The organism is Hymenobacter sp. BT491 (assembly GCF_014349165.1).
GTDB lineage: Bacteria > Bacteroidota > Bacteroidia > Cytophagales > Hymenobacteraceae > Hymenobacter > Hymenobacter jejuensis.
Map to the genome: position 1 here is coordinate 1 of NZ_JACSJJ010000008.1, position 15,799 is coordinate 15,799.

A 15,799-nucleotide genomic window follows, 5' to 3' on the forward strand; every position below is an offset into this window, starting at 1 on the left:
TGCCCCACAAACCCGGGCCGCATCTGCCCAAAAGAGCCCCGCCCGCTTCCCGGTTGGGCCTGCAAAGATGCACGACTACTTTTTACTGTGCAACCCTACATCTAACATTTGTCGTTTAAGGCTCGCTTGTCTGACAAAGCTACTTTCCTGACCGTTCTGGCAGTTAGCTGAGCAAGAACCTGTTGTATGCGCATTTTAGTTCGTTAACTATTTGAAAAATAATTAATGCTTAGTGGTGCTTGAGATCAGTTTGAGCTCATTCACTAGATGCAGGGCGGTAGCCCCGGGGGCGTTTGCCCTCAAAATTGTGAATCACTTGGCCTAGATAGCCAAGGAATGGTAGCCCTAGCGAGGTATACTCGTAAGCTCCGTCGTTTAGTATTTTGTCTTCGTTTACATATACGACAGCACTCAGCATAAACTCTACCCTTTGGGTAGCATCGGAGAAATAGGCGACGTCCGCCAGATATCCATGCGACATCCCTACAACGTTGTATATATGCAGTGATGATTGAGCATGGCTTTTGGAGCTACGACCATAAAAGAGGTACTTCTTATATGCGTCAAAATAGCGGTCATCCTTATAAGCACTGAACCCTGACTCGTGCGGAGTACTGCGCAGATAGCGCCTCAAGAAAGCATAATCGCTGGCCGTTAAGTCGAACCGTTGGTTCTCAGGGACAGCGGCGGGAAAAATGATTGCTTTCAAAACATCCGTTACATCCTGCAAAGGCAGGTAATTGGCTGTAGTAAAATCGTAGGGCTCCCGAATCAGTTTCCCTGCCTTGTAATAGCCTTGCCCCTTTTCAATAGGGCCAAGAGGAAAGCCTAACGGCTGGGAATTCATGACTGCGGGTTGTTGGTAGATTGTTTTTCCTTGAGCATCGTAGAATTCGACAGGGTTGGTATGGCGGTTGGCGGCTGTATCGCAGGGCGCAAAACGCCTTACGATGCGAACGGAGGGGTAACCTAATTGCCACAACCGTTCGTTGAGCGGACGCTGGCCGAGGAATTCATACATGCGGTTATAAGCGCTGTTGTCGCTGACCAGCAACATGCGCTTGATGTAATTGCCAACGGAGTTGATTTGATCGGAATCGGCGGAAGCTTTGTAAGGAACAGCTGTTTGGCAGCGAAAAGCGGCGCCAAAGGCCATTGGGCTAGTCCGTGTCAGGCCGGGCTTGTTGAGTTGATGCAGCTTTTCCAGCGCCAAAGCGGCTACGGGCAGTTTAACAAGGCTAGCCGGATTAAAGTACTGCCGGGCGTCGAGTCGATAACTGTGCTGAGTGAAATGAGGCCGGTCCTGCTCATCCCGATCAATCTGGGTGTAAATAACTTGTAGTTCATATTTGGCTGCGTTCTCCACGATCGGCAACAGCCGCACGTCGCTATGCAACAGGCTATCCAGAAGAGCGGAATCTTGACTTTTCACAAGCAATTGATTATCAATTACTTGTGTTTTGCGACCAAATAACAAAGGCGCTATTCCCATCAGGAGAACTGCGAAGACCGTGCAGCGGAAGGCTGATTTTCGTGATACGTATACCTTTATCATCTTCAAGATTTAAGCTTGTTCTCCCCTCCCCTGCTAACGCAAATGAGGCCAAATCGCGTACGATCGGCCCCATTTTACCCACTGGTATATGCCGGCAGCTAGCTCGCCGGCTCCCGACGACGAGCCAGCAGCAGATTGGAATCTTTTTGGCGCCAGTTGTAGCCGGTCCCGAACGGCAGCGGGCGCGGCTTGTGCAGCGAATCGCTGTATGCAGCCGTGAGTTCGGGCTGATAATGCTTGACAAACAGATTTATAGGGCGCTTGTACACACCGTAATAAGTGAATTTCCAGTCGGCCGGCTGAAAATACTTCATCGCAATACCCGAGTCATCTTGCAGCACATAGCGGCTCTGCTCCAGAATCAGGTTCCGAACTTTGGAGAAGTACGGCTTATGCATAAGATAAGTGGCTGATTTGACGTACGTTGTCATAGGGCCAAGGCTGCGCACATATTTTAGGGCTGCTTCCTTAGTAAACCCAAGCTTCCAATCGTTGAGGTCGGCGGAGAAGTAGTACACTTGCTGTTCCTTTCCATTCTTATCGCGCATTTTCATCTCGACCCCAGGAATAATCTTTGGCCCTGGCTTGCGAATGGTGGCCGTATCGGCGTCCGTCAATTGGCCTTCCGCATCCAGTTGGACGTAGCGCACAGCGGCGACTTGGTGATCGGTGCGAGCGGCGAAGAGCATCATGAGCGGCAGAGCACCGTCGAGCTCCAGCGACTTCAGATCCACGGCCATATCGTTGGTGCGGAAAAAACTGAAGTTGAGCACTGACCAAAGCGACGCTTTGATAGCATTAAAGAGCTTCGGGTTTTCCAACGTGCTTTGGCGCGGCACTGAGCCTACAGGCTCTAACCCAACCAATACATATGTCTGGCTCGTCGGGAACATGGTAACCGCATTCAACAGATCAGGACCGCTGAAGGGATAAAAAATGGTTGGGCTGCTTTGCAGAACCGAGTCAAGCTCTGTGGTGGCCCACTGCTGCACTTTGTCGGTGCGCGTTTGGTGGTAACTGGCCCAGCTTTTGTCGGCGTCGGCGGCAAATGCTTGCCAAGCGGGTTGAGCCGTGAGGGTTCGCAATGGGCTGTGCTGGCTCGGCCGGATGCCTGCTATGTAAGCGGCTACATCTTGCACAGAAGATGTGTCGGCAACTAGCTTATCGGGCTGGACAGTGGCTTCGGGCTGAGGAGCTTCCGGAGCAGAAGATACTGCAGGAGAATGCTTTAGCTCAGTATTTTGGCGTTCGGAACAAGAAGTCAGGAGGGCGAAAAAGGCTGGTATGACTAGCTGGAAGGCAGAAAAACGCATTTAGGCAATCAGTTTTAGCGAAAAGCAGGAAACACGCGGCAAGATACCGGCTTTGGCAGTAGTACACTCGCAAGCAGCCCTAACCTTGGGCCAACTAAGCAGCAACGGGGCGACTGTTTCGGCCTAGAAAATAAATTACAAGTCCTACCATCACCGTTGCAAGACCATATAATGATTCGGTAGGCTTGTCGCGCAGGATAAAAATAAGGGTCCAGCCGCTGAGAGCCAGAAAAAGCAACGGCGTGACGGGGTACCCCCACGTACGATAAGGCCTTGGCAAATTAGGATGGCGAATCCGCAATACAAACAGCCCCAACACGGTCAGGAAGGTAAACAAACTGAGCACAAAGCCCGCGTAGAGCAATACTTGTTCGAAAGTAGAAGTCAGGATAAAGATCAGTGTCAGAGCCGTTTGCAGGAGCATCGCCCGCAATGGGATGCCACGGCTGCTCCGCGGCGCCAAAAAGCGCAAGGCTGTTAGGTCCTCCCCCATCACTTGTACGATGCGCGGACCGGCAAAAATCATGGAGCTGACCGTAGAAATTAGCAACACGGCAATAACAGCGCCCATCAGCCGTCCGACAGAATGCCCAAATATTTGATTAGCAACTACATACCCAACTTCCAATTGTCCGGCTAGTTTGCTGATGGGCGTAGAATACAGAAAGGCGAAGTTCAAGCCTATGTATAAGCAGAGCACGACCGCCGTGCCGCTAAGCAGAATGCGGGGCAAATTTCGTTGGGGCTGGTCTACTTCGCCTGTCAAGTATACGGCCGCATTCCAGCCCGAATAAGCATAGGAAACATACACCAGCGACACGGCAAACGCCGGACTCAAAAGCTGTCGCCAGTCGGTGGCAACTGGCAAAAAGGCAAGCGGCTGTGGTTGTGCCATCACTAAGCCGGCACCGATAAAAAAGACCAATACTACTACCTTGATAGCCGTGATGACAACCTGGAACTGACTGCCGGCTTTGCTGCTCATCGCATGAATCGCCGTGAGCCCCAACACCACTACAATAGATAAGGTCTGCGGATCAAGAGCAGGCCACACGCTAGCGGCATAGTGCCCCAAAGCAATGGAGGCCAGCGCCGTTGGGGCCGCAAACCCAACCGTAGCCGAGACCCATCCAGACAGGAAGCCTACGGCCGGATGATAAATCTGAGACAGATAATGGTATTCGCCGCCCGAACGCGGCATGGCCGCCGCTAACTCACCGTAGCTGAGCGCCCCACACAAAGCAATCAGGCCGCCTACCGCCCATAACATCAGCAGCGCGAAACCACTCTGGATGCCCAGCACCTGAAAACCCAAGCTCGTAAATACGCCCGTCCCTACCATGTTGGCCACCACAATGGCCGCACCCGTGTAAAAACCTATTTTATAGATGGGCGCCGAAGAATGGGACATGCAAGGGGCGTAAAGTACAAAGGTGCGTAGCCCGGCTGGTGTAGCGGAGCCACTTAAAAAAGCAAAGCTCCCCTCAAGTGCGAAGTCGAGGGGAGCCCAAATAAACTAAGAGCGTGCGCTAAACTTTAGGCCGCTTGTAAAGGGGCACGGTGCTGCATGGCTCACCATACATAAGGCTTGCGGCCACTGGCAACAGCTTTTGCATGATGGCGACGTATGCATAAGTAGGTACGGGCACGTTGCCACAACCTTTTACTACTACTTTGGCGTCGCGGTATTCTTCGGGGTTGACGGCCGCGATGGCTTCGCAGAAAAGCTCCTGCTCCAAGGCTTCCAGCGAGCCAAAAACGTACCGGTACGCATGGCCTTGCAGCTTGGTGGCCAGCAACATATAAGCCCAAGTAGGCACAATAGCATCGGCAGAGCACGTAATGGCGACGTTCTTACCGTCGTATTGGCTCCAGTCGTGGGTTTTGATAAACTCCCGAAAATCCTTTTCGCGCAGGATCAGGCCGTGAAAAAGATTGTCTTTGATATCGTAAACGACCCGCTCGCCCGGATGAATTAGTTCCTCCAAGTTGAAGGTGGTGAGCGCGCTTTGCGCCACGCGGTTGATTATTTCTTCCATTTTTCAGAGCCTAAAGTGTGAAAGCTCAGCACGTAAGTCGGTTCACCTTTGAAACAACAAAACCCGCATTCTGATTCGCTATTTGCAAAGCTTGCCGCTGATTTTAAGTTACGCTTTCGGCGTAGTAGTGTATACTTCCTTCAAGTAAAATGGCTCATAATAAGCCACATCCTGAAATTCCTGTCGCTGATACGCCTCATACGCCAACTCCCCTATCGCGATAGCCGAGGGCTCAATGCCCAGCAAAAAAGCAGCGTGCGGTTGCTCCGCGACGAGCGGCTGAAATTTAGCTGCGCCACTTCCAAAGAATAACACCCGACGACGGGTCAATTGTTCGGAAAGCGTTGCGGAGTCGAGAACAAGCGGAGCGGGTGCTACTACTTCCTCGCCCGTGTGCGTGTATAAGGCGCTGTATACCTCCATACGCCGCGCGTCGAGCATGGGGCAGTACAAGTACTCGTGGGCATGGGCCGTAGTGGTCGCCACCTGATGCGCCAGAGCCCGCAACGTACTTATCGCAAGCAATTGAATATCAGATGCATAGCAGAAACCCTTTGCAGCGGCGGCCCCGATGCGCAAGCCCGTATACGAGCCCGGCCCGTCGGAGACGGCCACGGCAGCCACGTCGGCAAGCGTGTGGTTTGTGTTTTCCAGCAATTGGCTCACCATTACGCTCAAATGTGAGGAATGCGATTTTTCGAGACGCAACTCCGATTGCCCCACCAATTTTCCAGCGCGGTGGAGCGCTACGGAGCAGATAGGCGAAGAAGTTTCCAGAGAAAGGATAAGCGTGGACATACTGCAAAGGTAGGAGCAGAAATTCTACTCCAGCATGTTGTGAGCAGGTTACTTCGCTGTCACCCCATCTCCCTGCCAAGCTTTTACAAGCAAGTAGGCACAAAAAAGCAGGCCTCACATGGGCCTGCTTTTTTGTTATATGCCTCGTAAAGACCCGCGTTATTTGCCGCCTTTTTTCACCTCGGGACGCGTTTTGGCTTCAGCAGTGCCCGGCTTAAGCAAAGCCGCGTAACGAGTTTGGTCTTTCAGCACGTTGATGGCCATCAAAATATTGGGGTCGTCGTCGAAACTAGCTTCAACCTGCCCTTTCTGAAAATAATAGCGCGACACGATTTCCTGCTCCAATAATTCCCGGATTTCAGGTTTGAAGCGCGTCAGGTCGTTGCTCTTATTAGTCGAAACTTTGCGACGAATGGCTTCCAACTCGTTTTTTACGTCGTCGTAATGCTTCTCCTCCTTCACCCGCTTGGTTAGGTCGGTAAGTGACTTTTCAGCATCGGTGGAATAGCTGATGTTTTTGCCACTCAAAAACTGCACAAACTTCTGGTAGTCAGCATCTGAGAGCTTAAACTCCCGCGCCGGAGCAATAGTGGCGTGCTCGGCGCGGTAACGCGTGGCATAGTCAAAAAGGTAATTTTTCTGAATCAGCACACGCGTGATGTCGGCAATGGGGCGGTCTTCCACAGCCACGTCGGGCGCAACCCCGCCCCCGTCGTATACGGGACGCCCGCTTTGGGTTTTGAAGGCAGTGCGCAGCGAATCAGGCACTTTCCCCAATGTGCCGTCGTCGGCGCGGTGCGAATAGTCGATTTCCTGAATGCAGCGACCGCTCGGAATATAGTATTTCGCAGTAGTCACCTTCAGTTGCGAATTGTAGCTCAAAGGCCGCGTAGCCTGCACCAAGCCTTTTCCAAAAGTTCGCTCACCTACCAATACTGCTCGGTCATAGTCCTGCAACACCCCCGATACGATTTCCGATGCCGACGCTGAGCGGTTGCTCGTGATCACCACAATCGGCACCTGCGTATCCAGCGGCGCATCGAGGGCCTTGTATGTTTTGTTCCACTCGGTGACTTTACCTTTGGTACTTACAATATCTAACCCCTTGTTAACAAACAAGTTAGAGATATTAACAGCTTCATTCAGCAAACCGCCAGGGTTGTCGCGGATGTCGAGCACCAATTTTTTGGCGCCTTGCTCCTTCAGTTTCGTTACCGCCATCCGCACTTCCTTGCTGGCATCGGAGGTAAAGGTCGACAGCTGAAAATACCCGATCTCAGGCGTCAGCATGCCGTAATAAGGCACGTTTTCAACCTGAATCTTATCGCGGGTGATGTTGATATCGATTGGCTTCTCTTGACCGTAGCGCGTTACTTCGAGTTTCACTACGGAGTTCGCCTGCCCTTTCAGCAGCTTGCTGATGTCAGAATTGTTCTTTTTTTCAACGTTGATACCGTTGATTGTCAGAATTTCATCACCGGGCAAAAGTCCCGCTTTCTGCGCCGGATATCCTTCGTAGGCGGTTTGCACCACTGTTTTACCGCTGCGCTTTACTACTATTGCGCCAATGCCGCCGTATTGGCCCGTCATCAAGGTGCGGAAATCCTCGATGTCGTCTTCCGGAATGTAGTTGGTATAGGGATCCAGCGATTTAAGCATCGCGTCGATGCCCGTCTTTACCAGCTTTGCCGGCGTTATTTCGTCGACGTAATAGGTATTGACCTCTTTGAAGAGCGTAGCAAAAATGTCGAGGTTCTTGGCGATCTCGAAATACCGCTCGTTGTCCGAAGCCGACCGAAAAGATACCAACAACGCGGCACCGCCCAGAGCGAGGCCAGCGATAATAGACTTTTTACGCATATAAAAGGCTGGAAGCGAGGAATACTGCTAGGATACGGACGCTTCTCCTGTGGTAGAAGTTGCGTTGATCAGCAAACGCTCCAGCCCTGAAATTAATTTTTTTTCAACCAGCACGAAAGGCTTTTTTTCCTTCCCGCTGTAGATAATAGCCAACGAAGCGACAGTGTGCCCGCCGGGCGCTTCTATGAGGCGATGTTTATTGAGGCGATAGGCTTCGCGCAGCAGGCGCTTCAAATAATTTCGATCGACAGCACGCTTAAAGCTGCGCTTTGAAACGCTGACCAATACTTGCGGCGGCGCAGAAGTGGGAGCCATCGTCGGGAGCCATATCAACCGCAAAGGGTATAAACCAAAAGAAGAACCCCGGCCGAAAAGCTCTTCAATAAGCTTTTTGCGACACAAGTGTTCTTCTTTCGGGAACGAATAAGAGCGCGCACCGGGCGTTCTATCCGACCCGAGCATTATGGCGGTAACCGTCAGCGGTTTAGCGCTTATGACGACCTTCGTCAGATACGGTCAGGCGCTTGCGGCCTTTGGCGCGACGAGAGGCCAGCACGCGGCGGCCGTTTGCGGTTTCCATGCGGGAGCGGAAGCCGTGCTTATTGCGGCGCTTGCGCTGCGAAGGCTGAAAAGTACGTTTCATGGTATGTCCAGGACTCAGTTACAGGTAAGGCCGGCAAAGGTAACAGGTTGAGTTGGAAATGCCAAAGCCCAACCCTGCTTTTGTTCAAATGTTCGGGGCTCAACTCTCTTTCATCGCTTACAGTTACTCAGAATCGGCTTTTGTCGTATTGCCATAGCATTTGTATCTAGCCTATCTAACTCCACTACGCCCATGATTCATTACCACGTCGCGTTCGATAATCCACTTACGTTCTATGTGCAGGTCAGCATGACCTTCGAGGTGGCTTCAGAAACGGCACAACCCATTGAGCTTCAGCTTCCGACGTGGCGCCCTGGCCGCTATGAGATCCAGAATTTTGCGCAGAAGATTCAGCGCGTGACAGCGCAAGACGCCGCTTCCGGCGAATCGCTTCGCTTACGCAAGCTCACCAAAGACCGCTGGCAACTGCTTGAAGCCGCCGGACACACCGTAAAGGTGCATTACAACTTTTACGCGCACCAAATGGATGCCGGCGGCTCATGGCTCGACGAGACACAGGTGTATCTGAATGGTATTCAATGTTTTATGTATATAGAGGGGCGGCGTGCGGAAGCTTGCCAACTTACGCTGGCATTACCCAATGGCTGGCAGATAGCGAGCGGAATGCCGCAGAGCGCACCCTATACGCTTGATGCTCAGAGCTTTGATCAATTGGTTGAATCGCCGCTGATTGCGAGTCCTACTCTGCAGCATCGCACATATGAGGTGCAAGGGCTGCCATTCTACGTCTGGATACAGGGCGAATGCACTCCCAACTGGGAAGTAATTCTGCGTGATTTTAAGGCGTTTACGGAAGAGCAACTGGCACTTTTTGGCAGCTTTCCGGTGCAGGATTATCACTTTCTGAACCAGATTCTGCCTTATCCATATTACCACGGAGTGGAGCATACCAACTCTACCGTGATCACGCTCGGTCCGGCTGAGCTTCTGATGACGGAAGGGCTGTACAAAGAGCTGTTGGGCGTGAGCTGCCACGAGCTGTTCCATACCTGGAACATCAAGCAGATCAGGCCGGCCGAGATGCTGCCCTACGATTACACGCAGGAAAACTATTTCCGCACTTGCTACATCGCCGAAGGCATTACCACTTATTACGGCGAGTACCTGTTGGCCCGTAGCAATGTGCGCACCGCCGAGCAGTATTTTGCTGAGCTTAATACCGTATTGCGCAAGCATTACGACGACCACGGGCGCTTCAACCTTTCCTTAGCGGACGCTTCCATGGATCTGTGGCTGGATGGTTACAAATCCGGCGTGCCCGATCGCAAAGTGTCGGTGTACCATAAAGGGGCTTTGGTAGCGCTGTTGCTTGACCTGACCATTCGGCGCCTTTCCCACCACGAGCGCAGCCTCGACGACGTGATGCGCCGGCTGTGGCTGGAATTTGGCAAACCCGGTATTGGCTACACCGAAGAAGACTACATACGCTTGGTGAATGAAGTGGCCGGCCAGCCCATGCAGCGCTACTTCGACCAGTTCGTCTACGGTACGGCGGCGCTGGAAGATCCGCTCAACAAAGTGCTTCACTTTGTGGGCTGCACGCTCCTGATTGAGGAAAACCCATCAGCCGCCGAGGGCACTTTCGGTTTCCGCACGGTAGTCAAGAATGAGCGAACGGAAGTAACCGGCATTTTACCCGACTCGCCAGCGGCGCAATCCCTAACCGTTGACGACGAGATTGTTGCCATCAATGGCCGACGTGTTACTATGAACCTGCAAACGCTGATGGTCGACGGAGCCGATCAGTACGAAGTCAGTGTTTTCCGACAGAACCGGCTGCTTACCGTGCCGCTCGTCACCGACCCAGCCAAACGTTTCTGGCAGAAATACACCGTTGCAAAACTACCCGACGCAACACCAGAGCAAAAGGCCAGCTTCCAGAAATGGCTCCAACAAGAATTTTAATAAACATCTGATTATCAAATATATACAAAAAGCCCCGTTGCAGATGCAACGGGGCTTTTTGTATATACAGTCGGCTTGTGCTACACGTCCTGCGACATCGGGCGGTTGTCCTGGGGGTTGTTGCGGATGGGCGTGGTCTTGCCCGGATCTTTGCCCCGGCTGTTGCCATCGGTCGTGTTGCCGTGCTGCGAAACGTTGCTTTGGTTAGGGTTTTGCACTTGCGTGCTCTTTTTCTTCGTATTCGCAGCCGGATTTACCGACGTTTTATCGTTGGCGAGATCTTTTTCTTTCTTGTCCATAACGCGGGTGGTTTAAGTGAACTGCTAGTTCTTTTACCACCACACCGCCGAAATGGTTGTTGAAAACGTGCCTGATTTTGCGCCCCGCGCCTATGCGTTTTGCACAGCCGACGCCGGAACTACGCTTACCAGGTCGGCAAATTGCTGCTCGCGGGCCTCGATTTCCTCTTGCGTCAGATTCACCAGCCGCTCCGTGCCAAACTTCTCCACGCAGAACGAAGCCATCGCGGAGCCGTGAATAACGGCCCGCTTCATGTTCTCGAAGCTGATGTCGTCGGTGGCGGCCAAGTGACCGATGAAACCGCCCGCGAAGGTATCGCCAGCGCCGGTGGGGTCGAATACTTCTTCCAGCGGCAACGCCGGCGCATAAAACACTTTGTTCTTGTGGAACAACAGTGCACCGTGTTCGCCTTTCTTGATAATCAAATACTTAGGCCCGAGGGCCATGATTTTCTTGGCAGCCTTCACCAACGAATGCTGTCCGCTAAGCTGCCGCGCCTCTTCGTCGTTGATGCTGAGCACATCCACCATTTCGATGGTTGTGAGCAAATCTTCCAGTGCGACATCCATCCAGAAGTTCATCGTGTCCATCACAATGAGTTTCGGACGGTTTACAAGCCGCTGAATGACAAGGCGTTGTATCTGAGGTGTTAAGTTCCCCAGCATCAGATACTTGCAGTCTTGATACGAATCCGGAATGATCGGATCGAAATCAGCCAACACGTTGAGCTCTGTCTGAAGCGTTTCGCGCGAGTTGAGGTCGTTGGAATATTTGCCCGACCAGAAAAACGACTTCTCACCCTGCTTGATCTGCAAGCCTTCGGTGTCGGCGCCGTGTTCTTCCAACAACAGGATGTCAGATTGCGGAAAATCGTCGCCTACGACGGCTACCAGTTTCACGGGCTTCACGGAATACGAAGCCGACAGCGAAATGTAGGTGGCAGCGCCACCGATGATCTTGTCGGTTTTGCCAAAAGGCGTTTCCAAAGCGTCGAAAGCGACGGAACCGATAACAAGAAGACTCATAATCAGAGGGGTATGTGGTGATTCATGCAAAGGAGTATTACCCTTGCAACGGTACAATCAACAAAAAAGTCCCCGAAAATTTCTTTTCGGGGACTTTTCAAAGGGTAAGTAATGGGGCTCGAACCCACGACCTTCGGAATCACAATCCGACGCTCTAACCGGCTGAGCTATACCTACCATGTTGGGAATGGAGCGACAAAAGTAGCGTGTAGAATGGCTTTTTCAAAAGTTTAGAGGAGATTTTTTCTCAATTCGACTTTCTCAGCGGGCACCGTGCCGGAGGGCATTGCTGAACTTTACGCCGTAAATAGGATGCCGAAACGCCACCGCAGATGGCTGGTAGTAAAGGCATTCTGCTGGCGCCGGTTGGAGGGGCAACTAGCCGTTGCCCTGCGTATTACCCGTACCTTTGTGGCTTGCACTATCTTTTTTCGTCATGTCCGACACGCCTGCTCCTCTTACGTTTGCCGATTTCAAGCTCAACAAACAACTGCTTACTGCCGTCGCCGAAGCGGGTTTTGAGCAACCTACTCCGGTACAGGAGCAAACCATTCCGTTGTTGCTGGCCGGCCACGATGTGTTGGGCATCGCTCAAACGGGAACCGGCAAAACGGCGGCTTTCGGCTTGCCACTGTTGATGAAAATAAAGTACGCCCAAGGCATCCATCCGCGGGCTTTGGTGATGGCTCCAACGCGTGAGCTAGCCATGCAGCTCGAAACGCATCTGAAGCGGCTGGCCGTCTACACCGACCTGCGCATCTTTGCTATTTATGGTGGTTTAGGTCCTAAAACCCAGATCGAAACGTTGGCGCAAGGCGTTGACATTCTGATTGCTACGCCGGGCCGCTTGCTGGAGCTTTACCTCAAGGGCGACTTGGTACTGAAGGAGCTTAAAACGTTAGTGCTGGACGAAGCCGACAAGATGATGGACATGGGCTTTATGCCCCAGATCCGGCGCATTCTGGAGGTGATTCCGCGCAAACGGCAGAACGTGCTGTTCTCCGCCACCATGCCCGATAAGGTGGCCACGCTGAGCGAAGAGTTTCTGGAGTTCCCGGTGCGCGTAGAAGTAACGCCCGCAGCTACTTCGGCTCAGAACGTGAGCCAGGCGCTTTACGAAGTGCCTAACCTCCTGACTAAGATCAACTTACTAGGCTATTTGGTCCGCGATGAGCAGGAGTTCAACCGCGTAATGATTTTCTGCCGGACCAAAGAGCACGCCGACAACGTGTCGAGCTTCCTGATCCGGAAAGTCTCGGCTGAAACCCGGGTTATTCATGGCAACAAAGGGCAAAACGTGCGCATCAACGCCATGGAAGCGTTTCGCAACGGTGAGTTGCGGTTTTTGGTAGCCACCGACGTAGCCGCCCGCGGCATCGATGTGCCACAGGTAAGCCACGTCATCAATTTCGACGTGCCGCTGATTTACGACGACTATGTGCACCGCATCGGGCGCACAGGTCGGGCGCAGCATACGGGCGCGGCCATCACCTTTGCCAACGAAGCGGAGATGCACCACATGGGCCGCATTGAAGCGCTTATCAACCAGACGATTCCGCTGCTGCCGTTGCCCGAAGAGGTGAAGGTAATGCCCACCAAATTTGACGAGCAGCAGGGCATCGACCGCGAAATCGACGAGCGCCGCAAACGCCTCGATCCGGAGTTTAAAGGGGCTTTCCATGAGAAGAAGACGCCTTTACAGAAAGGCATCGATAAGCGGACGGGCCTACCCTACGTTGAGGGCCCCAACCGGAGCCAGAAAGGCAAGAAGAAACGCGCTTCGCCGGGCAAAATGCAGTCGCCGGCAGCCAAAGCAGCCGCAAAGGCCCGCGGACCACAACGCCGTAAATAATCTCCTTTTTTACAAGTATTTGATTATCATATACTTATAAAACAGTGGGATGAGAGCATAACAGCAAAGGCCGCTCCGTGCTACGGAGCGGCCTTTGCTGTTATGCTCTACCAATTAGTGTTGAAAGATGGCCAAATGGCTGAATTTCAAGCTAATAAACGTAAGCGCCCCGCCCCAAAAGACCGCGCTCCACAACATGTGCAGCATAATATTTAGCCGGGGCACGTGCAGTTGCGTAGCAATGACGGTACCGCCGATGGGGCTGAACAGAATGGGCGTCAGGAAAGCAATACCGGCGATGCCGAAACGCCGATAGATCCGCACCACGATGCGGCTGCGTCGGCTGAACAAAGGCTTACCGCGCAGCAACCGGCGCTTGCGTTGGTGTAGCGCCCATGCCCGGCCCACGCCCGAAACAACCAGCACAGTGGTCATCATCCCGGCTACCGTCAGCCCCCAGATCAGGCAGAAGGGCATACCGGCGGCGGTGCCGGCAATGGGCCCGCCAAAAAACTTGACCATGCTGAGCAAGAAAACGGAAGCGTATTTGACAGTTGGGGACAACACGGGCGTTTTCGGACTTAGGTGTGGGTGATACGGGGAAACCAGAGCGGCGGAATTAGGTAAAGATACAAGGTATACGGCGGCGGGTTTCGTTTTGATAAGTTACAGAATTATCAAGCATGCCCGCCCGTTGAGCTTTCCGGCAGCCGACGATGGGCTTTCAGAAAACAAACCGCCAAAACACAAAGTATTAGCTATCAAACAAATAGAGCTGAAGGCCATACGACCTTCAGCTCTAAAGCGGTGATGACAAGCCGCGGAGACCTTACAGCTTGCTGCCGTACGACAAGTCGCCGGCGTCGCCGAGGCCGGGCACAATGTAGGCTTGCGCATTCAGGCCTTCATCGACGGCCGCAACCCAAAGCGTAGCTTCTGGCACCTCACGCGTTACGTACTCCACTCCTTCCGGGCTGGCAATGACGGCAGCGATGTGCACCTGCCGGGGCGTACCAAAGCGCAGCATGGCGCGATACGTCTGCACCAACGATTTGCCCGACGCCAGCATCGGGTCGGCGAGGATGAGTACGCGCTCGTCGAGGCTGGGTGCGGTCAGGTAGTCGAGCTGTACCTGCACCTGCGCCGTGCCTTCGATGCGGTAAGCAGCCGCAAAAGCGCTCGGCGACTGGTCGAAATAGTTGAGGAAGCCCTGATGAAACGGCAAGCCCGCGCGCAATACTGTAGCCAGCACCGGAAAGTCGTGCAGGTGCTTGCTGCGCGACTCACCCAGGGGCGTACGCACGGTTTTGTCAGTGTAGCTGAGCTGCGAGCTGATGCGATACGCGATGATTTCGCCGAGGCGCTGCAAGTTGCGGCGAAAGCGTAGGCTGTCGCGCTGCACATCTACGTCGCGTAGCTCAGCCAGAAAATGATTGGCCACGGAGGGTTCGGCGCACACGATATGTACGCGCTCATTGGGTTCGGCGGGCTTCAGCGTATCCATTGCAAATACCAGGGTTGGCGGGTTTGGGTAAGCACTCCGTATGGTACGGGCGCGGCGCCGAAGTTGGCAAAAAAACGCGCAATCGAAGGAATCATGCTGCCTTCAAAGTCGAGCGTGAGGCCTGGCGTGCCCGCGTGCCGCTGAATAACGTGGTCGAGCAGCAAGAGCGGAGCCCCCGCCTTCTTACCCGCCGCCGAGGCCGCTGCAAACAGGTACACTACCACGCTGGGCTGCCGCACAAACAAGGCCCCCGCCAGCAGCTCTCCCGATTCGGGCATTCTCACTTCCAGAATATACACTTGCTTGCGCGTCTGCAAAGTGGCCACCAAGCGCTCCAGGCAGTAATACGCTTTGGCCTTCAACCCCGAAGCGGCCGCAATTTCCTGGTTTTTGAACAGCTGCATCAAGTTCTTCGCCGAGGCAGCCTCCGTTACCTGGAGCGGCGTGGGCAGTTGTTGGTTGTGCCGCAGGCGCCTCCGGTAATCGGGGGCGTATCCCGCCGCGAGCGTCGCGTAGCTGGCCGCTAAGTTCAGGTGGAAGGTGCGCCGCTCCGTCAGGGCAAAGCTGGGCGGAGCGGCCACTAACTCGTTGCCTGTGTGCAATTGCAAATAGAAGCGCGCAAAGCGCTTATCTATAACCTTCAGATAATCAATAATATACCTAAACCGACTTGTCCCGGTCAGCAGCAAGCCCAATTGCTGCGTAAAGGCGGGCTGAAACACTTCGTAGCCCCAAGGACGGCGCTTCAGCGGCAAGGGCAACAGCGATTTGTAAGCCCCGGTGGCTTCCTCGACTTCAATGACCGCGTCCCAGCGGCCGCACGCCTCGCGCAGCCACCACGAATACGCATACGGCACGGCCGCACTGGCCGCTTGTACGCATTCGTCCCAAGCGGTGAAATCGAGTTCGGCATGACGAAAATAGCGCAGCGACACAAGACCAAGAATTAGGTATACTTAAGACCGAAAAGGCATTTTGAACGTG

At 53.5% G+C, this 15,799-nt stretch carries 15 protein-coding genes and 1 tRNA gene; 2 read left to right on the plus strand and 14 right to left on the minus strand.

Features of this window, described 5'->3' with window-relative positions; genetic code table 11:
- Positions 1-256: 256 nt before the first annotated feature.
- From H9I52_RS21390 to rpmH, 8 genes are all read right to left on the minus strand, one after another.
- Positions 257-1,555, minus strand: a complete 1,299-nt coding sequence (locus H9I52_RS21390) for a serine hydrolase (RefSeq protein WP_187455558.1) — start codon at positions 1,553-1,555, stop codon at positions 257-259.
- A gap of 98 nt (positions 1,556-1,653) precedes the next feature.
- The gene (locus tag H9I52_RS21395; RefSeq protein ID WP_187455559.1) at positions 1,654-2,868 is read right to left on the minus strand and encodes a hypothetical protein; all 1,215 of its coding nucleotides are present in this window, start codon (positions 2,866-2,868) and stop codon (positions 1,654-1,656) included.
- Positions 2,869-2,962: 94 nt separating this feature from the next.
- Positions 2,963-4,279, minus strand: a complete 1,317-nt coding sequence (locus H9I52_RS21400) for an APC family permease (protein WP_187455560.1) — start codon at positions 4,277-4,279, stop codon at positions 2,963-2,965.
- Between the two features lie 118 nt (positions 4,280-4,397).
- On the minus strand, positions 4,398-4,907 hold the full coding sequence (locus H9I52_RS21405) for a DUF2480 family protein (RefSeq protein ID WP_139514818.1): 510 nt from the start codon (positions 4,905-4,907) through the stop codon (positions 4,398-4,400).
- A 108-nt stretch (positions 4,908-5,015) separates the two neighbouring features.
- Complete coding sequence (tsaB, locus tag H9I52_RS21410) at positions 5,016-5,705, minus strand: tRNA (adenosine(37)-N6)-threonylcarbamoyltransferase complex dimerization subunit type 1 TsaB (RefSeq protein ID WP_187455561.1); 690 nt, start codon at positions 5,703-5,705, stop codon at positions 5,016-5,018.
- Between the two features lie 159 nt (positions 5,706-5,864).
- Positions 5,865-7,565, minus strand: a complete 1,701-nt coding sequence (locus H9I52_RS21415; protein ID WP_139514820.1) for a S41 family peptidase — start codon at positions 7,563-7,565, stop codon at positions 5,865-5,867.
- Between the two features lie 27 nt (positions 7,566-7,592).
- Positions 7,593-8,027: a ribonuclease P protein component gene (locus H9I52_RS21420; protein ID WP_187455562.1), complete on the minus strand. Its 435-nt coding sequence runs from the start codon at positions 8,025-8,027 to the stop codon at positions 7,593-7,595.
- A gap of 22 nt (positions 8,028-8,049) precedes the next feature.
- On the minus strand, positions 8,050-8,208 hold the full coding sequence (rpmH, locus tag H9I52_RS21425) for a 50S ribosomal protein L34 (RefSeq protein WP_084444044.1): 159 nt from the start codon (positions 8,206-8,208) through the stop codon (positions 8,050-8,052).
- A gap of 192 nt (positions 8,209-8,400) precedes the next feature.
- Between rpmH and H9I52_RS21430 the strand changes: the two genes are divergently transcribed.
- The gene (locus tag H9I52_RS21430; RefSeq protein ID WP_187455563.1) at positions 8,401-10,134 is read left to right on the plus strand and encodes a M61 family metallopeptidase; all 1,734 of its coding nucleotides are present in this window, start codon (positions 8,401-8,403) and stop codon (positions 10,132-10,134) included.
- 80 nt (positions 10,135-10,214) lie between these two features.
- On the opposite strand, the gene H9I52_RS21435 is transcribed toward H9I52_RS21430, so the two are convergent.
- The 3 genes from H9I52_RS21435 to H9I52_RS21445 form a co-directional block, all read right to left on the minus strand.
- Positions 10,215-10,433 (minus strand): hypothetical protein, encoded by a 219-nt coding sequence (locus tag H9I52_RS21435; protein WP_187455564.1) that lies wholly within the window; start codon positions 10,431-10,433, stop codon positions 10,215-10,217.
- 90 nt (positions 10,434-10,523) lie between these two features.
- On the minus strand, positions 10,524-11,459 hold the full coding sequence (locus H9I52_RS21440) for a PfkB family carbohydrate kinase (protein ID WP_139514824.1): 936 nt from the start codon (positions 11,457-11,459) through the stop codon (positions 10,524-10,526).
- Between the two features lie 103 nt (positions 11,460-11,562).
- Positions 11,563-11,636 (minus strand) — tRNA-His (locus H9I52_RS21445).
- Positions 11,637-11,895: 259 nt separating this feature from the next.
- Here H9I52_RS21445 and H9I52_RS21450 point away from each other — a divergent pair.
- Positions 11,896-13,311, plus strand: coding sequence for a DEAD/DEAH box helicase (locus H9I52_RS21450; protein ID WP_187455565.1), 1,416 nt, complete (start codon positions 11,896-11,898; stop codon positions 13,309-13,311).
- Positions 13,312-13,425: 114 nt separating this feature from the next.
- On the opposite strand, the gene H9I52_RS21455 is transcribed toward H9I52_RS21450, so the two are convergent.
- The 3 genes from H9I52_RS21455 to H9I52_RS21465 all read right to left on the minus strand — a co-directional run bounded on the left by H9I52_RS21455 (position 13,426) and on the right by H9I52_RS21465 (position 15,750).
- Positions 13,426-13,833, minus strand: a complete 408-nt coding sequence (locus tag H9I52_RS21455) for a hypothetical protein (RefSeq protein WP_262386176.1) — start codon at positions 13,831-13,833, stop codon at positions 13,426-13,428.
- Between the two features lie 307 nt (positions 13,834-14,140).
- Positions 14,141-14,815, minus strand: a complete 675-nt coding sequence (upp, locus tag H9I52_RS21460) for a uracil phosphoribosyltransferase (RefSeq protein WP_139514827.1) — start codon at positions 14,813-14,815, stop codon at positions 14,141-14,143.
- Positions 14,803-15,750, minus strand: coding sequence for a GNAT family N-acetyltransferase (locus H9I52_RS21465; protein ID WP_187455567.1), 948 nt, complete (start codon positions 15,748-15,750; stop codon positions 14,803-14,805). Before H9I52_RS21465 ends, upp begins: the two co-directional genes overlap by 13 nt.
- Positions 15,751-15,799 lie beyond the last annotated feature (49 nt).